At 58.3% G+C, this 25,568-nt stretch carries 31 protein-coding genes; 20 read left to right on the forward strand and 11 right to left on the reverse strand.

Going from position 1 to position 25,568, the window contains the following annotated elements:
• Positions 1-58 precede the first annotated feature (58 nt).
• From pdhA to RUI03_RS06275, 3 genes are all read left to right on the forward strand, one after another.
• A complete protein-coding gene (gene pdhA / locus RUI03_RS06265; RefSeq protein ID WP_317289427.1) occupies positions 59-1,075 on the forward strand; it encodes a pyruvate dehydrogenase (acetyl-transferring) E1 component subunit alpha in 1,017 nt (338 codons plus the stop codon).
• 195 nt (positions 1,076-1,270) lie between these two features.
• Positions 1,271-1,654 (forward strand): hypothetical protein, encoded by a 384-nt coding sequence (locus RUI03_RS06270; RefSeq protein WP_317289428.1) that lies wholly within the window; start codon positions 1,271-1,273, stop codon positions 1,652-1,654.
• Positions 1,655-1,702: 48 nt separating this feature from the next.
• Positions 1,703-2,569 (forward strand): pirin family protein, encoded by an 867-nt coding sequence (locus RUI03_RS06275; protein ID WP_317289429.1) that lies wholly within the window; start codon positions 1,703-1,705, stop codon positions 2,567-2,569.
• Positions 2,570-2,627: 58 nt separating this feature from the next.
• Here the strand turns inward: RUI03_RS06275 and fumC are convergent, their stop codons facing one another.
• On the reverse strand, positions 2,628-4,019 hold the full coding sequence (fumC, locus tag RUI03_RS06280) for a class II fumarate hydratase (RefSeq protein WP_317289430.1): 1,392 nt from the start codon (positions 4,017-4,019) through the stop codon (positions 2,628-2,630).
• A 168-nt stretch (positions 4,020-4,187) separates the two neighbouring features.
• Here fumC and RUI03_RS06285 point away from each other — a divergent pair, with 168 nt between their 5' ends.
• Together RUI03_RS06285 and RUI03_RS06290 are read left to right on the forward strand one after the other, a co-directional pair.
• Positions 4,188-4,844 carry a hypothetical protein gene (locus RUI03_RS06285; protein ID WP_317289431.1) on the forward strand — a complete coding sequence of 219 codons (657 nt, stop codon included), beginning with the start codon at positions 4,188-4,190 and terminating at the stop codon, positions 4,842-4,844.
• Between the two features lie 7 nt (positions 4,845-4,851).
• Positions 4,852-5,247, forward strand: a complete 396-nt coding sequence (locus RUI03_RS06290) for a RusA family crossover junction endodeoxyribonuclease (protein WP_317289432.1) — start codon at positions 4,852-4,854, stop codon at positions 5,245-5,247.
• 3 nt (positions 5,248-5,250) lie between these two features.
• Here the strand turns inward: RUI03_RS06290 and RUI03_RS06295 are convergent, their stop codons facing one another.
• From RUI03_RS06295 to RUI03_RS06310, 4 genes are all read right to left on the reverse strand, one after another.
• The gene (locus RUI03_RS06295) at positions 5,251-5,823 is read right to left on the reverse strand and encodes a hypothetical protein (RefSeq protein WP_317289433.1); all 573 of its coding nucleotides are present in this window, start codon (positions 5,821-5,823) and stop codon (positions 5,251-5,253) included.
• Positions 5,824-5,910: 87 nt separating this feature from the next.
• On the reverse strand, positions 5,911-6,276 hold the full coding sequence (locus RUI03_RS06300; protein ID WP_317289434.1) for a hypothetical protein: 366 nt from the start codon (positions 6,274-6,276) through the stop codon (positions 5,911-5,913).
• Positions 6,277-6,324: 48 nt separating this feature from the next.
• Positions 6,325-7,077 carry a hypothetical protein gene (locus tag RUI03_RS06305; RefSeq protein ID WP_317289435.1) on the reverse strand — a complete coding sequence of 251 codons (753 nt, stop codon included), beginning with the start codon at positions 7,075-7,077 and terminating at the stop codon, positions 6,325-6,327.
• 102 nt (positions 7,078-7,179) lie between these two features.
• A complete protein-coding gene (locus tag RUI03_RS06310) occupies positions 7,180-7,962 on the reverse strand; it encodes a PhoH family protein (protein ID WP_317289436.1) in 783 nt (260 codons plus the stop codon).
• Between the two features lie 379 nt (positions 7,963-8,341).
• Between RUI03_RS06310 and RUI03_RS06315 the strand changes: the two genes are divergently transcribed.
• Positions 8,342-9,574, forward strand: coding sequence for a cytochrome b/b6 domain-containing protein (locus RUI03_RS06315; protein ID WP_317289437.1), 1,233 nt, complete (start codon positions 8,342-8,344; stop codon positions 9,572-9,574).
• A gap of 35 nt (positions 9,575-9,609) precedes the next feature.
• Here the strand turns inward: RUI03_RS06315 and RUI03_RS06320 are convergent, their stop codons facing one another.
• On the reverse strand, positions 9,610-10,278 hold the full coding sequence (locus tag RUI03_RS06320) for an alpha/beta hydrolase (RefSeq protein WP_317289438.1): 669 nt from the start codon (positions 10,276-10,278) through the stop codon (positions 9,610-9,612).
• A 140-nt stretch (positions 10,279-10,418) separates the two neighbouring features.
• Between RUI03_RS06320 and RUI03_RS06325 the strand changes: the two genes are divergently transcribed.
• The 12 genes from RUI03_RS06325 (at position 10,419) to RUI03_RS06380 (ending at position 19,282) form a co-directional block, all read left to right on the forward strand.
• Entirely contained in the window at positions 10,419-10,847 is a 429-nt protein-coding gene (locus RUI03_RS06325) for an RrF2 family transcriptional regulator (protein ID WP_317289439.1), read from the forward strand.
• The gene (locus RUI03_RS06330; RefSeq protein ID WP_317289440.1) at positions 10,840-11,988 is read left to right on the forward strand and encodes a cysteine desulfurase family protein; all 1,149 of its coding nucleotides are present in this window, start codon (positions 10,840-10,842) and stop codon (positions 11,986-11,988) included. The genes RUI03_RS06325 and RUI03_RS06330 overlap by 8 nt, the downstream gene beginning before the upstream one ends.
• A 10-nt stretch (positions 11,989-11,998) precedes the next feature.
• Positions 11,999-13,510, forward strand: coding sequence for a Fe-S cluster assembly protein SufB (gene sufB, locus RUI03_RS06335; protein ID WP_317289441.1), 1,512 nt, complete (start codon positions 11,999-12,001; stop codon positions 13,508-13,510).
• 115 nt (positions 13,511-13,625) lie between these two features.
• Positions 13,626-13,982 carry a hypothetical protein gene (locus RUI03_RS06340; RefSeq protein WP_410795922.1) on the forward strand — a complete coding sequence of 119 codons (357 nt, stop codon included), beginning with the start codon at positions 13,626-13,628 and terminating at the stop codon, positions 13,980-13,982.
• A complete protein-coding gene (locus RUI03_RS06345; RefSeq protein WP_317289443.1) occupies positions 13,979-14,404 on the forward strand; it encodes a hypothetical protein in 426 nt (141 codons plus the stop codon). Before RUI03_RS06340 ends, RUI03_RS06345 begins: the two co-directional genes overlap by 4 nt.
• Positions 14,395-14,742: a hypothetical protein gene (locus tag RUI03_RS06350; RefSeq protein WP_317289444.1), complete on the forward strand. Its 348-nt coding sequence runs from the start codon at positions 14,395-14,397 to the stop codon at positions 14,740-14,742. The genes RUI03_RS06345 and RUI03_RS06350 overlap by 10 nt, the downstream gene beginning before the upstream one ends.
• Complete coding sequence (locus RUI03_RS06355) at positions 14,739-15,326, forward strand: hypothetical protein (protein ID WP_317289445.1); 588 nt, start codon at positions 14,739-14,741, stop codon at positions 15,324-15,326. Before RUI03_RS06350 ends, RUI03_RS06355 begins: the two co-directional genes overlap by 4 nt.
• A complete protein-coding gene (gene sufC / locus RUI03_RS06360) occupies positions 15,326-16,072 on the forward strand; it encodes a Fe-S cluster assembly ATPase SufC (protein ID WP_410795923.1) in 747 nt (248 codons plus the stop codon). The genes RUI03_RS06355 and sufC overlap by 1 nt, the downstream gene beginning before the upstream one ends.
• Positions 16,073-17,260, forward strand: a complete 1,188-nt coding sequence (gene sufD, locus RUI03_RS06365) for a Fe-S cluster assembly protein SufD (protein ID WP_317289447.1) — start codon at positions 16,073-16,075, stop codon at positions 17,258-17,260.
• Entirely contained in the window at positions 17,257-18,480 is a 1,224-nt protein-coding gene (locus RUI03_RS06370; protein WP_317289448.1) for a cysteine desulfurase, read from the forward strand. Before sufD ends, RUI03_RS06370 begins: the two co-directional genes overlap by 4 nt.
• Before the next feature lie 2 nt (positions 18,481-18,482).
• Positions 18,483-18,917: an SUF system Fe-S cluster assembly protein gene (locus RUI03_RS06375; RefSeq protein ID WP_317289449.1), complete on the forward strand. Its 435-nt coding sequence runs from the start codon at positions 18,483-18,485 to the stop codon at positions 18,915-18,917.
• Positions 18,917-19,282, forward strand: coding sequence for an iron-sulfur cluster assembly accessory protein (locus tag RUI03_RS06380; protein ID WP_317289450.1), 366 nt, complete (start codon positions 18,917-18,919; stop codon positions 19,280-19,282). Before RUI03_RS06375 ends, RUI03_RS06380 begins: the two co-directional genes overlap by 1 nt.
• On the opposite strand, the gene RUI03_RS06385 is transcribed toward RUI03_RS06380, so the two are convergent.
• Entirely contained in the window at positions 19,279-19,488 is a 210-nt protein-coding gene (locus tag RUI03_RS06385; protein WP_317289451.1) for a hypothetical protein, read from the reverse strand. The two genes, RUI03_RS06380 and RUI03_RS06385, sit on opposite strands and share 4 nt — an antisense overlap.
• A gap of 102 nt (positions 19,489-19,590) precedes the next feature.
• On the opposite strand from RUI03_RS06385, the gene RUI03_RS06390 reads away from it, so the two are divergent.
• On the forward strand, positions 19,591-20,103 hold the full coding sequence (locus RUI03_RS06390; RefSeq protein ID WP_317289452.1) for an SRPBCC domain-containing protein: 513 nt from the start codon (positions 19,591-19,593) through the stop codon (positions 20,101-20,103).
• Here the strand turns inward: RUI03_RS06390 and RUI03_RS06395 are convergent, their stop codons facing one another.
• Together RUI03_RS06395 and RUI03_RS06400 are read right to left on the reverse strand one after the other, a co-directional pair.
• Positions 20,104-20,313 carry a hypothetical protein gene (locus tag RUI03_RS06395; protein ID WP_317289453.1) on the reverse strand — a complete coding sequence of 70 codons (210 nt, stop codon included), beginning with the start codon at positions 20,311-20,313 and terminating at the stop codon, positions 20,104-20,106. It abuts the gene before it with no gap.
• Positions 20,314-20,370: 57 nt separating this feature from the next.
• Positions 20,371-20,967 carry a lipocalin family protein gene (locus RUI03_RS06400; RefSeq protein ID WP_317289454.1) on the reverse strand — a complete coding sequence of 199 codons (597 nt, stop codon included), beginning with the start codon at positions 20,965-20,967 and terminating at the stop codon, positions 20,371-20,373.
• 87 nt (positions 20,968-21,054) lie between these two features.
• On the opposite strand from RUI03_RS06400, the gene alaS reads away from it, so the two are divergent.
• The gene (alaS, locus tag RUI03_RS06405; protein WP_410795924.1) at positions 21,055-23,700 is read left to right on the forward strand and encodes an alanine--tRNA ligase; all 2,646 of its coding nucleotides are present in this window, start codon (positions 21,055-21,057) and stop codon (positions 23,698-23,700) included.
• Between the two features lie 30 nt (positions 23,701-23,730).
• Here alaS and RUI03_RS06410 read toward each other — a convergent pair whose 3' ends face one another.
• Together RUI03_RS06410 and RUI03_RS06415 are read right to left on the reverse strand one after the other, a co-directional pair.
• Positions 23,731-24,570 (reverse strand): hypothetical protein, encoded by an 840-nt coding sequence (locus RUI03_RS06410; protein WP_317289456.1) that lies wholly within the window; start codon positions 24,568-24,570, stop codon positions 23,731-23,733.
• A 10-nt stretch (positions 24,571-24,580) separates the two neighbouring features.
• Positions 24,581-25,525: a ribose-phosphate pyrophosphokinase gene (locus RUI03_RS06415; RefSeq protein WP_317289457.1), complete on the reverse strand. Its 945-nt coding sequence runs from the start codon at positions 25,523-25,525 to the stop codon at positions 24,581-24,583.
• Positions 25,526-25,568: the final 43 nt, after the last annotated feature.

The raw sequence follows: 25,568 nt of genomic DNA on the forward strand, positions 1-25,568 counted from the left end.
TTTGCCCATCCGCTGCGAAGCCGGTAGGAGGGGCAAAATTCTGGGAAGGACCTTACGTATGGCCACTTCGACGCCGTCCAATCTGACCGCGACAAAAGACGAACTGCTTGAATACTACCGGATGATGCTCCTGATCCGCCGGTTCGAGGAAAAAGCAGGCCAGCTTTACGGGATGGGCCACATCGGTGGTTTCTGTCACCTCTATATCGGGCAGGAGGCTGTCGTCACCGGTCTTGAGGCGCTCCGCAAGGAAGGCGACCAGGTCATCACCGGTTACCGTGACCACGGCCACATGCTGGCCTGCGGCATGGATCCGAAAGGCGTGATGGCCGAGCTGACCGGTCGCGAGGGGGGCTACTCCCGCGGCAAGGGCGGCTCCATGCACATGTTCTCCAGCGAGAAAAAATTCTACGGCGGCCACGGAATCGTCGGTGCGCAGGTGCCAATCGGTACGGGCCTCGCTTTCGCCAACAAGTTCCGTGAGAACGACAATGTCAGCTTCACCTATTTCGGTGACGGCGCGTCGAACCAGGGCCAGATTTTCGAAGCCATGAACATGGCTGAGCTATGGTCTCTGCCAGTCGTCTTCATCATCGAGAACAACCAGTATGCCATGGGGACTGCCGTCAAGCGGTCCCACGCGGACACGCATCTTTATCGCCGCGGCGCCAGCTTTGGCATTCCGGGTCGTGAAGTGGACGGCATGGACGTTCTGGAAGTTCGCGAAGCCGGCCGTGAGGCTGTGGAGCATGCGCGGACAGGTGGCGGGCCCTTCGTTCTTGAGATGAAGACCTATCGCTATCGCGGCCACTCCATGTCCGACCCGGCGAAATACCGGACTCGCGAAGAAGTCGACGAAATCCGTACGCAGTCCGACCCGATTGAGCGCTGCAAGGCGCGCATCATGGCCGGTGACTTCGCGACCGAAGAGGAACTCAAGGAAATCGACAAGGAGATCAAAGCGACCGTCAAGGAAGCCGCAGACTTCTCTCTTGAGAGCCCGGAACCGGATCCGAAAGAGCTCTACACGGACGTGTTTGCCGATATTTCGACGCCAAACATGGCTGCAGAATAGCGCACAAATTGCTCCATTCGAATCAGTTTGGGCCGTCATCCTGGAAATGGGTGGCGGCCTTTTTTCGTCACGGCGAAAAACAGTCGAAATTTACCTAGATTAATCAGACTTTTGCAAAATGGCAGTTTCGGGGGTTCCCTCGCTCAACCTTAAGAGGTCAGATTTGTCTGACTTAAGCTCTGGGAGGTAGTGAAAGTGAATTTTCTGAAGACCGCTTCTAATACGATCGGTTTCAAATCGTTAAAAGCAAACTCGACGACGATGACGGAAATTTACACAGAATATTGTGAGCTCGGCGAGCGCTTGGGGGCACTCGCCGAGATAGGTCCATGCGATTTGGACTCGAGCGCTTGCACCGAAGAAAACGAGCTTTTGGTGCGTCAGGAACAGTTGAAAGAAGCTGCCGCGGCGCTTCACTGCACTGATGCTCACGACATCCTCCTCAAGCTGCAGATATGGAAATGGGAGATGGCGCCCAACGATGTGTCGATGGATTCGACGTCCGACGATCTGGTCCTGTCGGTCAGCCGGGATCTCGAATGGTTGAGTTACGCCAGGCAATTGAGTGATGAATCGTAGGCGTATCGTCTTATATAGGGCAATCTGACAGTAACGGAGTATTGCCCTATGACGTCTTCTCGGACCGTAAAGATCATCCATCCATCGTATCGCGATGATATTGGGAATTTGACGACACGGCGGCCGCTACCCGGTGATCGGGTCGAACAGATATCGCCGTTTCTGTTTCTGAACCATCACGGTCCGCAGACCTATTCGGCGAACAATAATGGCCTCCCATTCGGGCCTCATCCCCATCGGGGCTTTGAGACCGTCACATTCATTCTTGATGGCTCACTGATGCACAAGGACACGGGCGGGCATGAAAGCGTGATTGAAGCGGGCGGCGTGCAGTGGATGACCGCCGGGTCAGGGCTGATCCATGCCGAACTGTCACCGGACTCGTTCAAGGAAAAAGGTGGAGACCTTGAGATCTTGCAGCTATGGGTGAACCTGCCGGCATCGTTGAAGATGACTGAGCCCCGTTACGTTGGCCTGCAGGACGCAGATCTGAAAAAGGTCGCGTTGGCCGACAAGGCTGAGATGACCTTGATTGCGGGTCAGTATGGGGATGCCGAGGGACCGGTGCCGTCACTGACCGGTGTGTTCATGTCCATTCTGCGCCTGAAGGCCGGGGCTGAAGTGACGCTCTCTGCGCCGCGCGACCGCAACGTCTTCTTCTATATCGTAAGCGGCGCAATCACCGCCGATCCGGTGCAGATGGCTGAGCATTATCTCATCGAATTCAATGGGGACGGTGACGAGATCGCACTGAAGGCGACCAAAGACAGCGTGATCCTGTTCGGGCACGGTGACCCAATTGATGAACCGATAGTCGCTCAGGGGCCGTTCGTGATGAACACGCCGCAGGAAATTCGCCAGGCCTATGCGGACTATCAGGCCGGACTGTTCGACAAACAGCCGATCAACGTCTGACAAGAAAAAGGCCGGACAATTGATTGTCCGGCCTCTGTCATCAGTTCCTTAGGTCAATCTACCGCGGACTGATCATTTTTTCCGGTTTGACGATATCGTCATAGTCTTCAGCCGATACAAACCCCAGTTTCACGGCCTCTTCGCGCAGGGTCGTGCCATTCTTGTGCGCTGCCTTGGCGATCTTGGTCGCATTGTCATAGCCAATGGTGGGGGCGAGGGCGGTGACGAGCATCAGACTGCGCTCCATCAGCCCCTTGATCGTCTCGCGGTTCGCCACAATCCCGACGACACAGTTCTCGGTGAAGCTCTTCGCGCTGTCCGCCAGCAGGCGGATGGACTGCAGCACGTTGAAGATGATCACAGGCTTGTAGACGTTGAGCTCAAAATGGCCCTGACTGCCCGCAAAGCTGACGGTCGTGTTGTTGCCCATGACCTGGGCGCAGACCATGGTGAGGGCCTCACACTGGGTCGGGTTGACCTTGCCGGGCATGATGGAAGAGCCAGGCTCATTCTCCGGCAGGGACAGCTCACCAAGGCCCGACCGAGGGCCCGAGCCGAGCAGGCGGATGTCGTTGGCAATTTTGAAAAGCGAGACGGCCACTTCGTTCAGTGCGCCGTGGGCCTCCACCAGCGCATCATGCGTGCCGAGGGCTTCGAACTTGTTGGGCGCGGTGACAAAAGGCAGTTTCGTGTAGACCGCCACTTCTTCCGCAAATTTCTCGGCAAAACCGACTTTCGCGTTGATCCCCGTACCGACGGCAGTGCCGCCCTGTGCCAGGCGGTAAAGACGCGAGAGGACACCTTCCACCCGCTCAATACCGTATTCCACCATGGTGACATAGCCTGAGAACTCCTGACCAAGGGTCAGCGGTGTGGCGTCCTGCAGGTGGGTACGGCCGATCTTGATGATGTCCGCGAAGGCTTCCTTCTTGTCGTTCAGGGCGTTGCGCAGCTGCCCAAGGGCAGGGATCAAGCGGTGCTGGATTTCCTCTGCTGCCGCGATGTGCATCGCCGTCGGGAACGTGTCGTTCGACGACTGGGACCGGTTCACATGGTCATTGGGGTGAACGGGATCCTTGGACCCGATTTCGCCGCCAAGGATCTCGATCGCGCGATTGGAGATCACTTCGTTGCTGTTCATGTTCGACTGAGTGCCCGAGCCTGTCTGCCAGACGGACAGGGGGAAGTGATCATTCAGTTTGCCCTCGGCCACTTCTGATGCCGCATCGACAATAGCCTCGCCGATTTTCGTATCGAGGTTGTCGAGCGCCATGTTGGCCTTTGCCGCCGACCGCTTGACGACGCCCAGGGCGCGGACCAGCGGTGCTGGCATCGTCTCTGTGCCGATGTCGAAATTGATCAGTGAGCGGGCCGACTGGGCGCCAAAATACTTGTCGACGGGTACCTCGAGAGGGCCAAAGCTGTCGGTTTCGGTGCGGGTCTCGGTCATTATTCAGTCTTTCATCGAAAGGGGGTCGTGGCCGGGAGGATAGTGCGTCGCCGGCATTGTGTCACACCGCATAGTCTGCTCCGCGCCGGTCGTCACGACCTGATCGAGCTTGACTTGGCCTCCAGATTGCCCGTTCAACTGCATATGCACCGCCAGAAAGGGAAATCGATGGGGAAACGTTTCATTCTGGGACTTCTGACTGTGTCATTGGGGGCCTGCGCGACCACAACGACCTCACAAACGTCGCCTCAGGCCGGATCACCCCTGATGGCGCAGGGCCTATCGGCGGAAGAAAAACAGGCTCGCCAGCTCGTCCAGATCCAGTCGACTGGAAACGAAATTGTCCGCCTGTATCGAATGGAACAGTACGGGGAAGATCCCGGCTACTCGCCGGCCGCCCGTCGCGCCCGCCAAGCCGCTCTGCGTCTCGACTTCGATCACTGTACCAAGGATTATACGACCGTTGCGCTGGAAGGGGACAGCCTTGGTGGACCAGGTCCCGGCCTGATCGCGGTGTATTTGATTCCAGAGCCCGAGAACGCGGATCTGGTGCCCATTGGCGGCTTCTACCGGGTTCTGGTGGACAGCGAGTCGGGCGACGTGACGCACTTCCGCGAGTTAGGGAATGGCTGCCGTACCCTGTCGCTCAACCCGACCCATCAGGACGGCGCATCGGTCAGCAGCCTGCTGGTGAACCATAATTTCACGCCATACCCGCTCGAGAATCACGTGTTTGCGTCCATGACCTATGAGGTCGACCTTGTGGTCATGACGAATGGCGTGACGTGGAAGGTCGATAACGGCCGCATCTGGGCGCTGGACTGAACCACCGATGGGGACTGGGCGCGGCAGGGTATCGGTAAAGCTGAAGGGCGATGACGCCCTCATCACCATCAATGCCGCGACCACCCAGACCCGGATTCTGAAAAAGCTGATCGCCAATCTGATCAGGGCCGAAACCCACAAGGTCCGGCCCGCCTATACCCCGTTTGAGGTCCGAATCTGGACGTCGGTATTGGCCGACAAGCGCGGCTATCACGACGTCGATAACGTCGCAAAAGCGGTGCTCGACGCGCTGTCCGGTATTTTCTGGCAGGATGACAGGCAGGTTCAGCGGCTCATTTCTGAGCGGTTCGAAGGGGACGCCAACCGTATCGTCGTCCGGGTTCGTCCCCTCAACGGGCCCGTCGAACCCGTAGAGTTCGACGACGGCCTCTTTGATGCCTGACGATTATTCCTTGGCGCGGTTCTCAGGCGGCTGCGCGGTGCCACCGGAATTGTAATAGCTGATGAGGCTTTGCTGCGCCTTGTACTCTTCCTTGACCGCCTTTTTCATGCGTGTCTGGTAGACTGTGAGGCGCGCCATGACGTCAGCCGCCCGCAGCGCCGCTTCACCCTCATTCGCCCCAATGACAGCGGACTGCTGTGCCTTGATGGCGCTACCGATCAGCTTCACTTCTTCATTGCGCTGAACGATGCAGGATTTGTAGCGATTGATCCATTCGGGGTGCACGGAATAGGATCCCATGGACGCCCCGATCAGTGTCTCCATCTGATAGCGCAGCGTCTTACAGTCCGACAGGGCTCGCTCCACGCGGCCCAGACGGCTGGCGAGTACAAACGCGCCAGCGCCCTGCAAATCGTCCTCGGTCACAAGAACCGTGGCATCCGTTGACTCCGGCGGGGCAAAGAACAGACCCGCCAGTTCTTCAGGGCCAAGGTCTTCCTGCAGTTCGGTCTGCGCGACGGCGGCAGACAGAGTCAAAGCCCCCATGGCGATGGCGGATAAAAACAGTCTGGGCATGTACGCGCTCCTTGTCAGGGTCAGGCCAATATATAGGGCGTTTTGTTCCATCATGCCAATTCCCGCCCAAAGGCGGTAAGGCAAAGCTCAATAGGGAACGTTGAGTTTTCCCGATTTCGGCTTGTTCTTCTGACCATGAACGATGAGCCGCAGCATGTATCCGGTCAGGATCAGCAGGAACAGCCCAAGTCCGCGGATGAGCAGCGTCATCATATCGGACGGGACCGACCGGATGGTGTGGGACACAGCCGCACCAATCTCACCCGCGCCATAGCCGGAAAATGCCATGCCTAAGAACGGCCAGATCCGGTCGATCAGGAAAACGATCAGGAAGATCCGCCAAGGGGGGTTGCGCGTGGTACAGAACAGCGACCCGATCAGGCCGAGCCAGAGAGCCCGGGGAAGATCGCTACCGGAAAAGGCCAGCGTGAGATAATAGGTCAGGTCCTGCATCGTGCGTCATGTTAGGCACTGCAGGTCTTAAGGTCCCGTAAACCACGTTTACTTGGCCTGGAAATTGTCGATCAGCGTGTGAACTTCTTCGTCGATCCGCCGCCATTCAGCCAGATAGGGCCGCTTGAAATAGTATTTCACCGTCACTGTGGGGGTCAGATCGTATTCCCGGAAACATTCGGGCGGGACAACGCGGTCTGCATCAGCCGGATAGCAAAAGATGACCGCTGTTTCCTCAGCGGCGGTCTCGCCAAGAAAGAGCTCCTTATCCGAATAGCCTGAGGCGGGCGCGAGCTCTGACCCTTGCCGGAAACTGAACTGTGTCAGGCCATGGTCATAAGGCGTGCCCTCACGGTCCAGCAGGTGTGGGCGGTACAGCACTTCGAGGCGCTCGAGTTCGTCAAACGGGGTCTTTTTCTGCTGGATCAGAATATCGAGCCGCCGCGCATCCGCTTCATTCTCGACGAAGTCGTTGCGCCGCGCAGGCACGTAGCCGTCCATCCGTGGCCAGGACGCGTAGAGCGCCAGCACCTCACGCTCGCCCGGACGACGGTCGCGCGGAAAGACGGTATAGTTGGCGGGAACATTGAACGTCTGTTTGCCAATTGTAATGGCGATCAGCTCATCATTGATGGTTGGACGGGGCTTGTTCCCCTGGATCTCTTCCACGTCCGGACCGACATAATGGTAGAGAAAGACAACGCAGAGAACGAGCGTCGCGAAGAACAGGATCATCGGATATCGCCAAGACGATTCCTCTTTGACCTCTTCATTGCCGATATTGTAGCTGCCTTGCGCCATGGTGTCTCGCCGCTTGCTGTTCGTGCAGACACTCTAAGGCTGTGCGCCGGCAAAGGAAAGGCGGCGCCGGGACGCCGCCTCCACCGATTGGGTTACAATCCCTCAAATATGATCAATCATCGCCGCGACCAGCGGGTGACGGACAACATCGGGCTTGCCGAACCGGACAATGCCGATGCCGCTGACCGCCTCAAGCCGCTCGGAAATCTCACCCAGGCCAGATAATCCAGGGAGGAGATCGGTCTGGTCAGGGTCACCCGTGACAACCATGGTTGAGTGCCAGCCGAGGCGGGTCAGCAGCATCTTCAACTGCCCATAGGTGCAGTTCTGCGCCTCATCGATGACCACATACGCATTATTCAGTGTGCGGCCGCGCATATAGGCGATGGGCGCGACTTCGATGACACCCTCCGCCATGAGGGCGCGAACACGTTTGGCCGACAGCCGGTCTGTCAGTGCATCGTACAGAGGTCGCAAATAGGGAGAGAGCTTTTCTTCCAGATCGCCGGGGAGAAAGCCCAGGCTTTCGCCGGCTTCCACGGCTGGTCGGGACAGGAGAATACGCCCGATCTTGCCCGCTTCCAGCGCTTCGACGGCCTTGGCGATCGCGATATAAGTTTTGCCCGTGCCGGCGGGGCCGGTAGCAAAAACGATGTTATGATCTTCAACGAGGTCGAAGAATTTCTGCTGGTTGGCATTCTGTGCACGAATGGTTTTACGAAACCGCTGGTCGCGGGCTTCTGATGTCGGGCCCCGGACCGGCCCCTCAATGGGTGACCACCCATCGTCAAACAGTGTGCGAACACTTCCCGCCATGACCTGTCGTTCGTCGCTCATTTGCTTACCGCTGCGCTTGATGGCTCTCTTGGCAGAACGACGGGTCATATCACGGCTCCTAGATTGGCTGATATTGGAAATCAGGCATGACAAAACCTTCCCGATATCGGGGGTGGGACAGTCATGACTGGTGATATCAAAAGGAAGTGAAGGGGACGGATCGGTTGAGATCCGGTTGGGTCAGCTCGGCGATCATGTGCCCGTTCGTGCACGACCTACCCCTTTTGCGACATGGTCCGTAAACGAACGCATCACAATGCTTTTGATATCTCGACGCTATGGTGATTCGCGAACCTGCCGAGAACCTCACCGGAGCAGATTCATGTTATTTTGCGTTGCGGGAGGTTGGCACGGAAAGAGACCTTTGCACCAGCGGCACTTGCCTGATCATTGCCGCTCGGCGAGATAGGGCGTGAGGAGAACTGCCATGTCAGCCACTGACGACCGTACTTATTCGACAACCGCCCGCACACTGCACTGGCTGATCGCCTTCTTGATCCTGGCGCAGGTGGGCGGCGGACTGTTCATGCACCGGATGGATCTCTCGGACGCCAAGTTCCAGATGTATCAGCTGCACAAATCCTTTGGCCTTGTTGTCCTCGGCCTGTCCCTGTTCCGGCTGTATTGGCGTCTGCGCCACCCGACCCCGGCGCTCCCGGCGCATATGCGGCCGTGGGAGCGCCTCCTCGCCAAGGGGACCCACTGGGCTTTTTATGGACTGATGATTGGCGTTCCCCTGATCGGCTGGCTCATGATCTCGGCGGATCCGCTGTCACAGGCCGTGCCGCTGAAGCTATTCTTCATCCTGCCGCTGCCTCTGCTGCCGGTGCCGATGAATGAAGGGCTCGCGGAGATTTTAAGCGGCCTGCACGAATTTTTCGCATTCGCGACGCTTGGGCTTCTGGCCCTTCACATTGCAGCGGCCTTGAAGCACCACGTCAAAGACGGCGACGATGTGCTGATCTCGATGGCCCCCGGGACGACGAAAGGTCGGCGCTTTTCCGTGGTCGCATGGATCGTCTGGGGGATCATCGGCCTCACAGCGCTCGGTGCTACCGTGATCGGCCTGTCGGGCGGCGACGACGACCACAAGCCAATGACAGCAGAGGCGGTTGCTGAGTTGAGCGGCGCGACGCCCGCTTCGGACACCGCGGCTGCTGATCCTGATGCGTGGGTCGTGGACATGCCGGCCAGCCGCCTCGAATTCATCTTTACGCAAAGCGGCCAGGAAGTTGTTGGACGGTTCAATACGTTCGATGCGATCATCAAACTCGACCCCACTGCACCAGAAACCGGCGAAATCAATGTGCAGATCGATCTTCTGTCCGCAGATGCCGGCACATCGGATCGCAACGGCACGCTGCAGCAATCGGCCTGGTTCGACAGCGCAAATGAACCGCAGGCCCAATTTACGTCGACGGACATTCGCGCGACCGGTGAGGGGGAATATGTTGCGGAAGGGACATTGAGCCTGAAGGGGACGGAGCGCGCGGTCAGCCTGCCTTTCACCCTGTCCGTGGACGGCGACCGTGCTGTTGCGCACGGCATGACAACGCTCAACCGCCTGGATTTCGGTGTCGGTGAAGGCGCGATGGTCTCGGAAAAGGATGTCCCGCCAAGCGTCGGCGTGCGCATCCATATTGAAGCTGAGCGACCATAAAAAACCCGGCACTTTCAGGTGCCGGGCGATTTTGATCAATCTTCGAAGAGAAGCCCTTCCGGCGGCTCGTCCAGACGCTTGTCGAGATAGTCGCTCGCCTTCTTCATCAGTTCTTCCTCGTGCTGGGAGAAGAAGTGGTCGGCGCCCTCAATTGTCTCAAAAAGGATCCGGCGACCCTTCTGGGTCCGTGTCTTGGCCATCACGTCGCGGGTCAGTTCAGGCGAGCAGATCTTGTCAGCCGTGCCGTGAATGACGATGCCCGATGACGGGCAGGGCGCCAGAAAGGAGAAGTCGAAAAGGTTCGCCGCAGCGGATACTGAGATGAAACCCACGACCTCAGGTCGGCGCATCAGGAGTTGCATGCCCACATAGGCGCCAAAGCTGAAGCCTGCGACCCAGGCGAAAGGCGCTGTCGGGTTCTGTTGCTGCAGATAATCGAGCGCCGTTGCCGCATCGGACAGCTCGCCCTGGCCTTGGTCATACTCGCCTTCCGACTTGCCGACGCCGCGGAAGTTGAACCGCATGACCGCAAAGCCGCGCCGCGCGAACATGTGGTACATCTCATAGGTCAGCTTGTCGTTCATCGTCCCGCCGAATTGCGGATGCGGATGAAGAATCAGAGCAATCGGCGCATTCTCGGTCTTCGCACGCTGATAGCGTGCCTCGATACGGCCATCGGGGCCGGGAAAAATCACTTCGGGCATGTACTCAATCCATTCTTGCGGCGTGACGAAATAACCCGACTAATAAAGTTGACCAATTCAGTCGGGTTTCTTATGTCCCAGCTATAGCGAAGGCGGCCTATACCACGTTTTTGCCGCTTGACTAGGAATCCTGAACGCCTGTGAAACTGACAGCTAAAGCTCGCATTGCCGTAACGGCATTGGCCGATATCGCCGCCTATGGTGGGCTGGGTCCTGTGTCTCTTGCTGATATAGGCAGCCGGCACCGGATGTCAGTCCCTTTTCTGGAACAGACGTTCGGCAAACTGCGTAAAGCAGGTCTCGTCGAGAGCCGTCGTGGCGCCGGTGGCGGATACGTTCTGGCCCATCCGGCCAAGGCGATTACGGTCGCCTCGGTTGTCCGGGCCATTGATGAAGAAATACGCTCGACGGCGTGTCGTCCCGGGGCCGCCAAGGGCTGCACGGGAACGTCCGCTCACTGTTTGACCCACGGTCTGTGGCATGATCTCGACCGGATGATCGAAGGCTATCTCGAAGGCGTCACGCTGGCGGATATCGCGGATGGCGTGAAGGTGGTGACTGATGCCTGAGCGTCTGTATCTGGACCATAATGCCACGAGCCCCCTTCGCCCCAAGGTGCGGGATGCAATGCTGGCCGCCTTGGACGGGGCGCATAACCCGTCGTCTGTTCATGCAGAGGGCCGGGCGGCAAAACGGCTGCTGGAAGATGCACGGGCAACCCTGTCTGAAGTGCTGAACACGCCCAAGGAAGGGGTGATCTTCACCTCCGGCGGTACTGAGGCCGATAATCTCGCCCTGACCGGCATGGTCCGCGGTCCGGCACGGATCCGCAGATTGATGATCTCGGGCGTCGAGCACGACGCGGTGAAAGCGACTGCGAAAGCGTTGAGCGAGCAGGGCGTCACGGTGGAGACGGTACCCGTGACCCGGAGCGGTGTCGTCGATGTCGATTGGCTCGACCGCCGTCTCAGCGGCTATGATGTGGAGACGGAAGGAAATTTCCTCCTCTGCGTGATGCTGGCGAACAACGAAACCGGCGTCATCCAGCCGGTTGAGAAGCTGGGCCCCATGGTCTGGCCGCGCGGCGGCTATCTCTTCGTCGATGCGGTGCAGGGGTTCGGTAAGCTCGATGTTGATTTCACGGCCATGGGGGCGGACCTCATGGCGATCGGGGCGCACAAGGTTGGCGGTCCGGTGGGTGTCGGCGCGCTGATCGTCAAAACGGGGCTTGCCTTTGAGCCTCTGCTGCGCGGAGGCGGGCAGGAGTTATACCGTCGTGCAGGGACGGAAAACATCGCTGCGGTCAGCGGCTTTGCAGCCTGCGCCCGGGACGCATCGCCTACGGACTATAAGGCGTTGGCCGTGATGCGGGACGAAATCGCCGCCAGTTTGCCGCCGGGGATCGTCGTGTGGGGCAAGGAGGCATCGCGCCTCGGCAATACCCTGTGCTTTTCTGCGCCGGGGTTTGCGTCGGAAACGCAAGTGATGGTGATGGACCTGAACGGCATTGCGGTTTCGGCAGGCTCGGCCTGTTCGTCCGGCAAGGTCCGAAGCTCCGGCGTGCTGCAGGCGATGGGCGCTAACGCCAGCGAAGCGGGCTGCGCCCTGCGCATATCATTGGGATGGAACACGCCCGCCGACGCGCCGAGCCGATTTGTCGGCGCCTGGACGAAAGAACAAAATCGTATCGCCGCGAATTCTGCGGCATAAGGATCAACCGATGGCTGAAATCAAAGAAGCAATCGACAGAGAGACCGTCAACACGGTCAAATCATTGGAGACGTATAAATACGGCTTCACGACGGACATCGAGTCCGTGAAGGCGCCAAAGGGCCTGAACGAAGACACCGTGCGCTATATCTCCGCCAAGAAGGAGGAGCCCGAATGGATGCTGGAATGGCGTCTGGAGGCGTTCCGTCGCTGGCAGCTGATGGAAGAGCCGACCTGGCAGAAAGTTCAGTATCCGAAGATCAATTATCAGGATCATTATTATTACGCCGAACCAAAGTCCGGCGCAAAATATGAGTCCATTGATGATGTGCCGCCGGAAATCCTCGCGGATTTCGAGAAGCTCGGCATTCCCTTGCGTGAGGCGGAAGTCCTGCTGGGCGTTGAAGGCGCCGGGCAGAGCCCGGGGGAGGCGCGCACGACGCCAAAGGTCGCTGTTGATGCGGTTTTTGACTCCGTGTCCGTTGCGACCACGTTTAAGAAAGAGCTTGAGAAGGCGGGCGTGATCTTCATGTCCATGTCGGAAGCAATCCGTGAGCACCCAGATCTGGTGCGCCAATATATTGGTTCGGTCGTTCCGGCGTCTGATAATTTCTTTGCGACCCTGAATACGGCGGTCTTCTCGGACGGTACCTTTGTCTATATCCCGCCGGGCGTTCGGTGTCCGATGGAGCTGTCGACCTATTTTCGCATCAATGAGGCCAATACGGGACAGTTTGAGCGGACGCTGATCGTGGCAGACAAGGGCGCATATGTGTCCTATCTCGAGGGGTGCACCGCGCCCATGCGCGACGAAAACCAGCTGCATGCCGCCGTTGTTGAACTGGTCGCGCTTGATGATGCCGAGATCAAATACTCCACTGTCCAGAACTGGTATCCCGGTGATGACAACGGGAAGGGCGGTATCTATAATTTCGTGACCAAGCGTGCTGATTGTCGTGGGCCACGGTCGAAAGTGTCGTGGACGCAGGTTGAAACCGGCTCCGCTGTCACCTGGAAATACCCTTCCTGCATCCTGCGCGGTGATGACAGCCAGGGGGAATTTTACTCCATCGCCATCACGAACAATCATCAGCAGGCGGATACCGGTACCAAGATGATCCATCTGGGCCGCAACACACGCTCGCGGATTATCTCTAAGGGCATCTCTGCGGGCGTGTCGGACCAGACCTATCGCGGGCTGGTCTCCATTCATCGCAAGGCCGAGAACGCGCGGAACTTTACCCAGTGCGACAGCCTGTTGATCGGGGATCAGTGCGGTGCCCACACGGTGCCATATATCGAGAACAAGTCCTCATCCTCGACGCTGGAGCATGAGGCCACGACGTCCCGCCTGTCGGAAGATCAGCTGTTTTATGCGCGCCAGCGCGGACTGGATGAGGAAGAGGCGGTCGCGCTGCTGGTGAATGGTTTCTGCAAGGAGGTTCTTCAGGAGCTGCCCATGGAGTTTGCCGTTGAGGCACAGAAATTGGTGGCCGTGAGCCTGGAAGGGAGTGTGGGGTGATGCGTTTACTGGAAATGTTTCGTCAGCCGCTCATCCCCGCGAAGGCGGGGATCTGTTCGATTCCAATTCAGATGCACGCCTGTGCGGGAATGAGTGGAGGGGTGTGATGAAAACCATAACACTCTACCGTCCAGTCGGACTTAAAGAACTCGAAAAAATCGAGGCGCAGGACTTTCGTGCTTTTCCGCCGCGACTGCCGGAGCAACCAATATTCTACCCGGTGACCAACCGGGCATATGCCCAACAAATCGCGCGGGACTGGAATGCAAAGTACAATGACGAAAAGATTGGTTATGTAACCGAGTTCGATATCGATTCCGATTATTGCGCCAAATTTGACCATAAGGTTGTAGGTGGTGCCAATCACGAAGAACTATGGGTGCCGGCTGAACTGCTTGAAGAGTTCAATCAAAAAATCATCGGTAAAATAAGAATTGTCGATGAATTTCGTGGAGAAGGCGTGGATATATGAGAATATACCTAGCATTGTTTTCTATTGGTATGCTGACCGCCTGTGTGACGCCAGCCTCACGCGAGGCGCTGCAACTGGAGCCGTTCGTCATGACCGAAGCCGGCTGGCGTGCGGAAAGCGACCCCGTGCCTGATCCCTTCGCCCGGCCTCTTGCGGTCGGCGAAAATTACGCCACTCTGGAAGACATGGTCGAGGCAGCGCAGCTTTATGGCAAAGCGATCGACGTGGCCGTGGACCAGCGCTTCAACAAGCTGACGGTCACGATGCAGGCCGATGGGTATGCGGACGATTCGATCGCCGCCGAAAAATATGTGGTACAGGCCGTGACGCTGAACAGCGGGTTTCGCGCTGTAGATATCGAGCATTTCCGCAAATGTCGGCGCGCTGCGACGGGCGGATGGGTAACCAGCCCATGTCCATGATCCTCGCGCTTCTCCTTGTCGGCGCATTGCCTGACCCGCTCGCTGCGGGGTGGGAGGGCGAGCCCGTGTGCGAGAAGCTCGAAGAGAATGAGACGGTTCGGGTCCTGCGCTGTACGTTTCCACCGGGTGTCGGTCATGACCAGCACCGGCACGCGCCGCATTGGGGGTACATCCTGCAGGGCGGCGTTCAGCAGATTACCGATGCCAGCGGCACACGAACCATCACGACCAAAGCCGGCGCCCAATGGTGGAGCGACGGCACCGAACACACCGTCCTCAATGTGGGTGATACAACGACACAATATCTGATTGTTGAGCCGAAGGAGGCAGATAAGTGAAATCTCTTATCCGAATTCTCTGGCGTTGGATTTTGCCCTTTTGGGGCGCATTCGTTGCCATTTGGGCGGTTTTTGTTCCCCATGATCTTGAAGAATTATGGTACACCGTCACCTCTCCTTTTTATCCTCACGCAACTGAAACTGAACTTCAGATTGAGAGCTATGTTCGGTTTCGCTCCCCCGACAATGCGAACGACGCCATTCTTGCGTTTTTAGCTTGGGGTAATTTCTCACGGCTTGTCTTCAATGTCATTCCCGCGGACGAACCAACAAAGTCAGAACTCGTCACAGCCGGCCAGGCATTTCAAATAGACCTTCGTGACACTTCGATTAATGACGTTACAGAGGTTATTCAGGGCGGCTACATAGAGTTGGAATGGTTATCCTCTTCATTGTTGGAAATCAGCTACTGCGCCGCTTTAGTCAGGGCACAATCAAACTCACTTTCCGAGACCGTAGACCTCAATCTAGTAAAACGCACCGACTGTGACGTCGTGAATCCTTCCCCATATAGTTGGTTTCGAGCCGATAGTGGGAATGTCGAATTGAATTGGGATCGATCTCGAGATCCGGAAGAAAAATGATGATGAAAATAGAAAACCTGCACCTCACTCTGGGTGAGAACCATATCCTCAACGGGCTGTCTCTCGACGTACCGGCTGGAGAAGTCCACGCCATCATGGGGCCGAACGGGTCGGGCAAATCAACCTTGTCTTACACGATCGCCGGACGCGACGGATACGAACCATCAGAGGGGGCGGTGACGCTGGACGGCGAGGACCTGCTGGATCTTGATGCCCATGAGCGGTCGGCCAAAGGCGTTTTCCTGTCCTTTCAGAACCCCGTCGCCATACCCGGTGTCGCCACGATGAACTTTCTGCGCACGGCCCTGAACGCTCAGCGCAAGGCGCGGGGCGAGGACGAGGTAACGGCGGCGGCGTTTATCAAGCTGTTCCGCGAAGCGGGCGAGATCGTCGGCCTCAGCCCTGAAAAACTCAAACGTCCGTTCAACGACGGTTTTTCGGGTGGGGAGCGCAAGCGCATGGAAATGCTGCAGATGGCACTGTTCCAGCCAAAATTTGCCATCATGGACGAAACCGACAGTGGCCTCGATATTGATGCCCTGAAAATGGTGGGTGAAGTCGTCAATCGTCTTCGGTCTCCGGATCGGGGCTTCCTTGTGATCACTCACTATCAGCGTCTGCTTGACCACATCAAACCGGACCATGTGCACGTTCTGGCCGGCGGCCGCATTGTCAAATCCGGCGGGCCTGAACTGGCGAAGGCGCTGGAAGAGGGCGGCTATGAACAATTCGTGGAGGCCGCATAAGTGGCTACCGTCCTGACACTGACGCCTGCTGAAGAAGAGCTGTTGGGCACCTTGCCGCCGGGCGATGTAGCGACCGCCCTGCGTGAGCGCGGGCTGCCGAACCGGCGTGTCGAGCAGTGGAAGTGGTCGGACCTGCGTCGGGCCGCCAAGGATGTACGTCGTCCGTCCGCTGCCTATGCAACAGGTATCACCTCCGGTCCGCTCAAGCTTGATGCGGACCCCGTCGATGGCGGAATGATCATCGCCAACGGCCGGTGGCTTGAAGGCAAGGGAGCCTTGCCGAGTGCCGTGACCCTGACGGTGGGCGACCCATCGCCGTCACTCATGCCCGAAAGCCTGATGGCGAGCCTCGCGACCGCCGCACCACGACACACGCTGTCCATCCCGGCGGATACGGACGTGACAGTTATGGTCCGCCGACTGTCCGATGGCGCGAGCTATCACGCCGACCGCCTGCATGTGGTGGTGGGTGAGCGCGCGAAATTGACCCTGATTGAGAGCCACGAGGTTTCTGGCACGCCATTTGTGAACAGCCTGACATCCGTACACGTCAAGGCGGGGGGCAGCGTTGACCGTCACGTGGTACAGAAGAATACCGGCGACGGGCTGTTGGTTCACACGACAATGCCTGCGCTGGAAAGTGATGCCCGGCTCAGCAACACCATCCTGGCCTTGGGCGGCAAGTTTGCCCGCCATGAAATGGCAATGGCAATGATGGGCAAGGCCGATGTGAAATTGAATGCGCTTTACCGCCTGTCGCATCAGGATCACATGGACCTGACCAGCCATGTGGATTTGATGACGCCAGGTTCTTCGGTACGGCAGCTGTGCAAGGGCATTGCAGACGACCGCAGCACGGCCGTGTTCCAGGGCAAGTTCCTGGTCCGCCGCGAGGCGCAGCATACGGATGCAAAAATGGGTCATCACGCCATGCTGCTGTCTGGTGATGCCACCGTGAACGCAAAGCCGGAACTCGAAATCTATGCCGACGACGTTGAATGCGCCCATGGCAATACAGTGGGGGCGTTTGATCCGGATGCGTTGTTCTATCTTCGCCAGCGCGGGCTGAGTGAACGAGAGGCGCGCGGTTTGATGATCGACGCATTCCTTGGCGAGGTCCTCGAGGCGGTCGACAATACGGCCATACGTGAGGCGCTGAGCCTCAGCCTTGCTCAGGAGGCATCATGACACCATTCGACGTTGAAACATTCCGGGCGCAGTTCCCGATCTTCGAGCGTGAGATTCACGGCAAGCCGTTGCGCTATCTCGACAGTGCCGCATCGGCGCAGAAGCCGACAATCGTCATTGACGCCATGGCGGATGCGATGCGCCATTCCTATGCGAACGTGCATCGCGGTCTCCACACCCTTGCCAATGAAACGACAGAAGCCTTTGAGGGTGCGCGCAAGACCGCCGCAACATATCTGAATGCGGCGTCGACGGATGAAATCATCTTTACGATGGGCGGCACGGATGCTGTCAATCTGGTCGCATCCAGTCTTGGCCAGGACTGGAACGAGGGCGACGAGGTCATCCTGTCGGTCATGGAGCACCACTCCAATATTGTCCCGTGGCATCTGTTGCGAGAACGCAAAGGCATTGTCCTCAAATGGCTGGATGTGGACGATGACGGCCAGATTGACCTGGACGCGTATCGGGCACTTCTCACCCATCGTACCCGGATGGTTTCTGTCACGGGCCTCTCCAATGTGCTGGGCGCCCGCCCGCCGATCAAGGAGATGGCGGCCATTGCCCACGAGGCTGGCGCGCTGATCCTCGTCGACGGCTGTCAGCATGCGGTGCACGGACCTGTCGACGTGCAGGATCTGGATGTCGATTTTTATGTCCTGACGGCCCACAAGATCTACGGCCCGACTGGTATCGGCGTGCTGTACGGCCGCAGCAATGTTCTCGCCAGCATGGCGCCCTATCGGGGCGGCGGCGAGATGATCGACATCGTCGAGCAGGAGCGCGTGACCTATGCCGATCCGCCGCACCGGTTCGAGGCGGGCACGCCGCCCATTGTCGAAGCAATCGGGTTCGGCGCTGCCCTGATCTTTGTGATGGAGCAGGACGTGGCCGGTCTGACCGCCCATGAGCGCGAGATCACCGACTACGCCATGAACGCCCTGCGATCACTCAACCACACCCATCTTTATGGGAAGGCGAAAGACAAGGGGCCGGTTGTGGCGTTCAATCTGGGCAAGGCGCACCCCCATGATGTGGCGACCATTCTTGATCGCCAGGGTGTGGCCATCCGCGCCGGGCATCATTGCGGCCAGCCCCTGATGAAGCGTCTTGGCGTCAGCGCCACGGCACGGGCCAGCTTCGCCGCCTACACAACCAAAGATGATATCGACGCCCTGGTGGAAGCATGCACCAAGGCTCACCATATATTGGGTTCATGATTATGACCGATACAGACACCACATATGACCCGGAGACGGGCGGGCGCGACATGATCGACCTGGGCGGTAAAACGACCGCCAAGTCTCCCCCGTCGCAACCTGTCCCCGATCTGACCGCGGAAGCGGATGCGCTGGATGACATCACGACCAAGATCGTCGATGCGCTGAAGACCGTCTATGATCCTGAGATCCCCGTCGATATTTACGAGCTGGGGCTCGTCTACAAGGTGGACTACGAGGCGCCGGACACAGTCAAAATCGAGATGACACTTACGGCGCCGGGCTGCCCCGTCGCTGGGGAGATGCCCGGTTGGGTCGAGATGGCCGTCAAACGCGTTGACGGGATCAAGCACTGCGAGGTCTCCATGACATTTGATCCGCCCTGGACGGCGGACCGGATGTCTGATGAGGCAAAACTGGAATTGGGATGGATGTAATGGCACGAGCACGACCAAAAGTCGTTACGCTGACGGACCGCGCCGCCGACCGCATGAGCGAAATCATGGCGCAGGCTGAAGCTGGGTTCATTGGCGTCAAGATCGGGGTGAAAAATGGCGGCTGCGCAGGCATGGAATACACCATGGACTATGCGCAGGAAGCCGCGCCCCTGGACGAGGTTGTTGAGGATAACGGGATCAAGATCCTGATCGATCCAAAGGCGATCCTGTTTCTTCTGGGCACGGAGATTGATTACGTGACTGAGAAGCTGGTGTCGAAATTCGTCTTCAACAATCCTAACCAGACCGATGCGTGTGGTTGTGGTGAAAGCGTGACGATTATTCCGGCCGCGGCAGAGGCTTAAGATTCGTCGCCAGGCAGCAGATTGCCGATCACATTGCTGATCTGTTCGAGTGAGCTGTCGACGATGCCCGCAAACGGGTCAGGAATACCAAGCTTAGCGCCGGCGATATATCCGCCGAGCAGGAGCACAATCCACCACAGGCGGGCGCCGCCGCCTGAAACACTGCGTCCTACAAGCAAGGCCAACAGCCCATGTGCCACTTTCATCGCCCCACTCCGTCATCCCTGGGTTAAATGTTAACTTGGATTAACCCTCTTTGCAATGATGAGTGTAGAAGGGACGCCAAAGCGGAGACGAAGGGCACAATCATGCGAAAAATCCTGATCGGAGCAGTCTGCGCTGCGGCCAGTGGCGGAATCGCATCTGCAGAAGTCGTCTCTGCATCGCCGGATCATATGGAGCTCGTCCTGAGCGACGTTTCAGAACTGGCGCCGGACGAATTGTGGAAAAAGCTGATCAAACCGTCGCGCTGGTGGAGCGGCGATCACACCTATTCAGGCGATGCGCGAAACCTGTCTCTGGTACTGCGGGCTGGCGGCCTGTGGAAGGAGAAATGGAAAGAGGGTGCCGCCGCCCATGGCGAGGTGATCTATTTCAAACGGGGAGAAGAACTCCGACTGACGGCACCGTTCGGACCGTTGCAGGACATGGCCGTAGAGACCGCCTGGACAATCACACTGACGCCGGAAGGCGAAGGCACGCGGGTCAATTTCGTCTACCGTGCCTCGGGCAGTATGGTCAGTGACCTCCACCTGATGGCGACGGCAGTCGACTATGTTTACAGCGAAGCGCTAAAAAGTCTCGTTGCTTCAGACGACTGATCAGTCGTCGTTCTTGGGGGCATTGCCCTCACCGTCATATTTTTCTTTTTCGTTTTCGTAGCGCTCTTCATCGGCTGAATAGCCGCGTGGCCCGCCACCGAACGCATCCTCGTTCTCGTACGGCTTCTGCTCGCCAGGCATATGATCAGGCGCATCCTTGGGCCCGCGCTTCTCATCGACGCGTTCACTGGATTTATCGACCTCTGGCATGCTGATCTCCGTTCTAGCTGTGTGCGAAGACAACGCACGAAACGTCGCAGGGGTCCGTTATTCGGACGTGTTCGACTGCGGAACCCATTTCAGCGGCGAGGTCGCATATCCCTTCTCCTGAGCGGTGCGCAGAAGCCTGTCACGGCTTGCCATTGGCAAGTCTGGGGTCCGCGACAGGATCCAGAGATATTTGCCATCGGGATCGCCCACCAGAACGGCAGAATAATCGTCCATCAGATCGAGGATCCAGTAATCGCCCGAGGCAAAAGGCACCCATTCGGGGGCGAACTTCACCTTCAGCTTGCTGTTGCTGTCGCTGACAGATCGCGCGACCCCCTCGGCCACGTCGATCGCCCCATCAAGGGTGTCCTTGCGGCATGTATTGGTGACACTGATGCGTCCATCATCGCGCAATGCGTATTCGGCGGTCACGCCAACGCAGGTGTAGTCGTCCTTGTCCTCGAAACTGTTGGGGTAGCGGGCAATTTCGTACCACAGTCCGGCATACCGGTTCAAATCGACATTCTGCACGGTCTCTGGCGGTGCCGTCTCCGCGCGGTAATCCGGCTGGTTCATGCAGGCTGTCAGCCCGAATAGGGGGCAAATGAGGAGAGGCAGGCGCATCGCATTGCTCGTCTTGGCTGAAATCAGCATGTAGCGCGCTGAAATCGCCGGTCCATGGGATCCAGAATTACGGTAGAGATTGCGCGGCAGCCCGGCGCCGATTATGCGTTGCCTATGATTACTTCGGTCAATGACATCCGCCAGGGCTTTCTCGATTTCTTCAAGGGTCGCGATCACGAGATCGTGCCATCAGCGCCGCTCGTGCCTCAGAACGATCCCACGCTTCTGTTCGTGAATGCAGGGATGGTGCCCTTCAAGAACGTGTTCACTGGCGCGGAAAAGCGGCCCTATGACCGCGCAACGTCGTCTCAGAAATGCGTCCGCGCCGGCGGTAAACACAATGACCTCGACAATGTTGGCTATACGGCGCGCCACCACACTTTCTTTGAAATGCTGGGGAATTTCTCCTTCGGCGATTATTTCAAAGAGCAGGCGATCAAGAATGCCTGGGATCTGCTGACGCGCGATTTTGGTCTGGCACCAGAAAAGCTCCTGGTGACGGTCTATCACACCGATGACGAGGCGGCTGAGCTTTGGAAGAAGATCGCTGGCCTTGGTGATGATCGCATCATCCGCATCCCGACCAGCGACAACTTCTGGTCCATGGGCGACACGGGGCCATGCGGTCCGTGTTCAGAGATTTTCTACGACCATGGTCCGTCCATTTGGGGTGGTCCTCCCGGCAGCCCTGAGGAAGATGGTGACCGGTTTATCGAAATCTGGAACCTCGTCTTCATGCAGTTTGATCAGCAGGCCGATGGGGAACAATTGCCGTTGCCCAAGCCGTCGATCGACACCGGCATGGGGCTGGAGCGTATCGCGACAGTCCTTCAGGGCATTCACAACAATTACGACACCGATCTGTTCAAGACGATCATCAATGCATCGGTCGAGCTGACCGGCCGCAAGGCGGCGGGCGATGACCTGCCGGCCCACCGGGTCATTGCCGACCATCTGCGCGCGTCGTCATTCCTGATCGCCGATGGGGTGACGCCATCCAACGAGGGGCGGGGCTATGTTCTGCGCCGGATCATGCGGCGGGCGATGCGCTACGCTCATGGCCTTGGCGCGACAGATCCGTTGCTGGCAAAAATGGTGCCGACCCTGGTCAAGGAAATGGGCGGTGCGTTCCCAGAGCTCGTCCGTGCACAGAGCCTGATCACGGATACGTTGCGCGTGGAAGAGGAACGTTTTGCAGGCCTTCTCGATCGCGGCCTGAAACTATTGAGCAGCGAAACCGCCAAGCTGGCCGATGGCGGCACATTGCCTGGCGAGGCTGCCTTCAAACTCTACGACACCTATGGTTTCCCGCTCGACCTGACCGAGGATGCGCTGCGTCGCGAAGGTTATAAAGTTGATCAGGCCGGCTTTGACGACGCCATGAAGCACCAGAAGGAAATGGCACGGGCCGCGTGGTCCGGCTCTGGCGACGCCTCGACGGACAAGATCTGGTTTGACGTCCTGTCCGATACAGCACCGACCGAATTTATCGGCTATGTCCACGAAACGGCTGACGGTCAGGTCACTGCGATAGTTGTGGACGGCGAACCGGTGACGGAAGCCAAGGCGGGCCAGGACATCCAGTTTGTCACCAACCAGACGCCGTTCTACGGCGAATCGGGCGGTCAGTCCGGTGATGCCGGTACCGCCTTCACCGAAGACGGGGCGCGCCTGACAATCAAGGACACCAAAAAAGGCGCTGGAAAGCTGCACGTGCACCATGCCCACATTGACGAGGGCACACTGAAGGTCGGACAGGCCGTGACTCTTGCGGTGGATTCGGAGCGCCGTGCCCGGATCAAACGCAATCACTCTGCCACCCACCTTCTGCATGCCGCGCTTCGCCGCCATCTTGGCGATCACGTGACCCAAAAAGGCAGTTTCGTTGGCCCCGACAACTTCCGCTTCGACTTTTCGCATAATCAGGGCGTCAGCCGTGATGAACTGAATGTCGTAGAGAATGAAGTGAACCGTGTCATTCGTCAGAACAAGGACGGTGTTATTGCCGTCATGCCATATGATGACGCGATCGAAGCGGGCGCCATGGCACTGTTTGGTGAGAAGTACGAAGACGAGGTCCGCGTGTTGCGCCTCGGCGATGATTTCGACGATGCCCGCCGGCCCTATTCGATGGAACTGTGCGGCGGGACGCACGTCTCCCGCGCGGGTGATATTGGTCTGTTTGTCGTCACCTCCGAAGGCGCGGTTGCGTCAGGCATCCGGCGTATCGAAGCCACGACAGGCGAGGGCGCTCTTGATTATCTGAAAGGTCAAGCGGCGGTCGCGGCCAATGCTGCGTCAAGCCTGAAAGTCAGCATTGAGAAACTGCCCGAGCGGATCGAGGCCCTCAGCGAGGAACGCAAGCGCCTTGAGAAAGAGCTGTTGGCGGCCAAGAAAAAGGTGGCCATGGGCGGCGGGTCAAAGCCGGCGGCTGAGACCATTGGCAATGTGGTCTTCACGGGACAGGTCATCGACGGTATTCCGGCCAAGGAGCTTCGCGGTCTGTTGGCAGACGCCATCAAGGCGAACGACAATGCCGTTGCCGCGTTTATTGCGACGAACGATGGCAAGGCCAGTGTTTCGGTCGGAGTCGGCCCTGCCGCACTCGACAGCTTCACGGCGCCGGATCTCGTGAAAATTGCCGTTGAGGTGCTGGGCGGCAAGGGCGGCGGCGGAAAGCCTGATCAGGCCCATGGCGGCGGACCGGACGCGGACAAGGCCGATGACGCGATTGCTGCGATCAAGGCAAAGCTAAGCGAATAACATCAAAGCCGGGGTCATCGCCCCGGCTTTTTACTTGCCGGCAAATCGAGCGATGAAATCGTCCGCCGTCTGCAGATCGTCAAGCCCGAAAATATAGGCGGCCTCGACGGTGTCGGAAAAATCAAGGCCGCCCGCCGCGACGGTCGGATTATTATAGCCGACGCCGTTCCATTTCTCAGCGATGCGCCGTGCATCTGACCAGAGCGGGTTCAGCTTCGGATCGTCAATGAGAGGATTCCACAGCTCCGCGTTGCTCGTATTGAACCCTGGGCTGCCGTTCCCAACGGCATTGCCGTCAGGAATGCGGATATAATCTGTATGCGCCTTTACCCATTCAAGAGCGTCTGGCGATGTCATCTGCTCGTTCCAGTCGCTGTGCTGGACGATGTGAACACGATGAGTATCGAAAGTCGCGTCCTGAGCGAGGGTGGCCAGAAGTGCGTCCCTTGAAAAATCACTTTGCCCTGCTTCCATGATCCAGACATCACCGCCCTGATCAAGAATATAGCCCATCTTGGCCGCGATCATGGCGACGGCGCTTTCCCGGTTATCATGGGCATTCGCCCATGATTGGCCGAAGGCCAGAGTGAAGAGCGCTGGTGCAGGGGCGTATTCGCCGTCCTGTATGCCGTAGGTGCCAGCAACGGCGAGATAGTCGACGCATTCAAAACCCGGTGATCGCAGGATTGTCGCTGTCGCAGCGACGGAATACAGATCATCGACATCAGTCTTGCTGTCGAACTGGGCGATAAAATTGTCGGTTGACGGATCAAACTGGCCAATCTTCGGCGCCGTCTGGCATTCCTCTGCCGCCACAACACCGAGCGCGAAGAGGACCGCGGTGCAAAGGCGAAGAGCAAATTTAGCCATGACGATATCCTCAGTCGAACAGCGAGGAGATGCTTTCTTCATTGGCGATCCGGCGAATAGCCTCGCCAATCAGGCGGTCAACGCTGACAGTCTCGATCCGCTTGGCGCCGACGCGTTGATCAAGATTGCCAATCGTGTCGGTGACGACAAGACGATCAAGATCCTCGGCATTCTCGATGCGGGCCACGGCATCGCCGCTCAAGACCGCGTGGGTCACATAGGCCGAAACGCTGGTGGCGCCTTCTTTTTTCAGCGCCGTCGCCGCCTGCACAAGCGTACCGCCGGAATCCACGATATCGTCGAAGAGGATGCAGTGACGGCCAGCGACGTTACCGATGATATTCATGACCTCGGCCTTGCCCGGTTCGGGACGACGCTTGTCGACGATGGCGAGGTCGGAGTTCTCCAGACGTTTCGACAGTGATCGCGCCCGAACCACGCCGCCCGTATCCGGAGAGACGACCAGAATCTTGTCCATCTGCCCGGCATGAGCCGCGCGGATGTGCTTTTCCATTTCCTTGACGGCATAAAGGTTGTCCGTCGGGATATCGAAAAAGCCCTGTACCTGCCCGGCGTGCAGGTCGATCGTCAGAACGCGGTCAGCGCCCGCCGTCGTGATGAGGTTCGCGACCAGTTTGGCAGTGATGGGTGTGCGTGGGCCGACTTTGCGATCCTGTCGGGCATAGCCGAAATAGGGAATGACCGCCGTGATCCTGCTCGCCGATGCCCGGGACAGGGCGTCGATCATGATCAGCAGCTCCATCAGCGTTTCATTGGCTGGGCACGAGGTCGACTGGATGACGAAGACGTCCTCACCGCGCACATTCTCGTTGATCTCGACGCGCACTTCCGAATCCGAAAAGCGATGCACCATCGCATTGGCCACATGAGTGTCGAGGCGTTTGGCAATGGCGGCTGCCAAATCCTGGTTGGCGTTGCCGGCGAGAAGTTTCATTCCGTTATCCTCGAAGTATCTGGTGCGCTGAGGCTCATCTGAA

The sequence above is a fragment of the Parvularcula sp. LCG005 genome (genome assembly GCF_032930845.1).
GTDB lineage: Bacteria > Pseudomonadota > Alphaproteobacteria > Caulobacterales > Parvularculaceae > Parvularcula.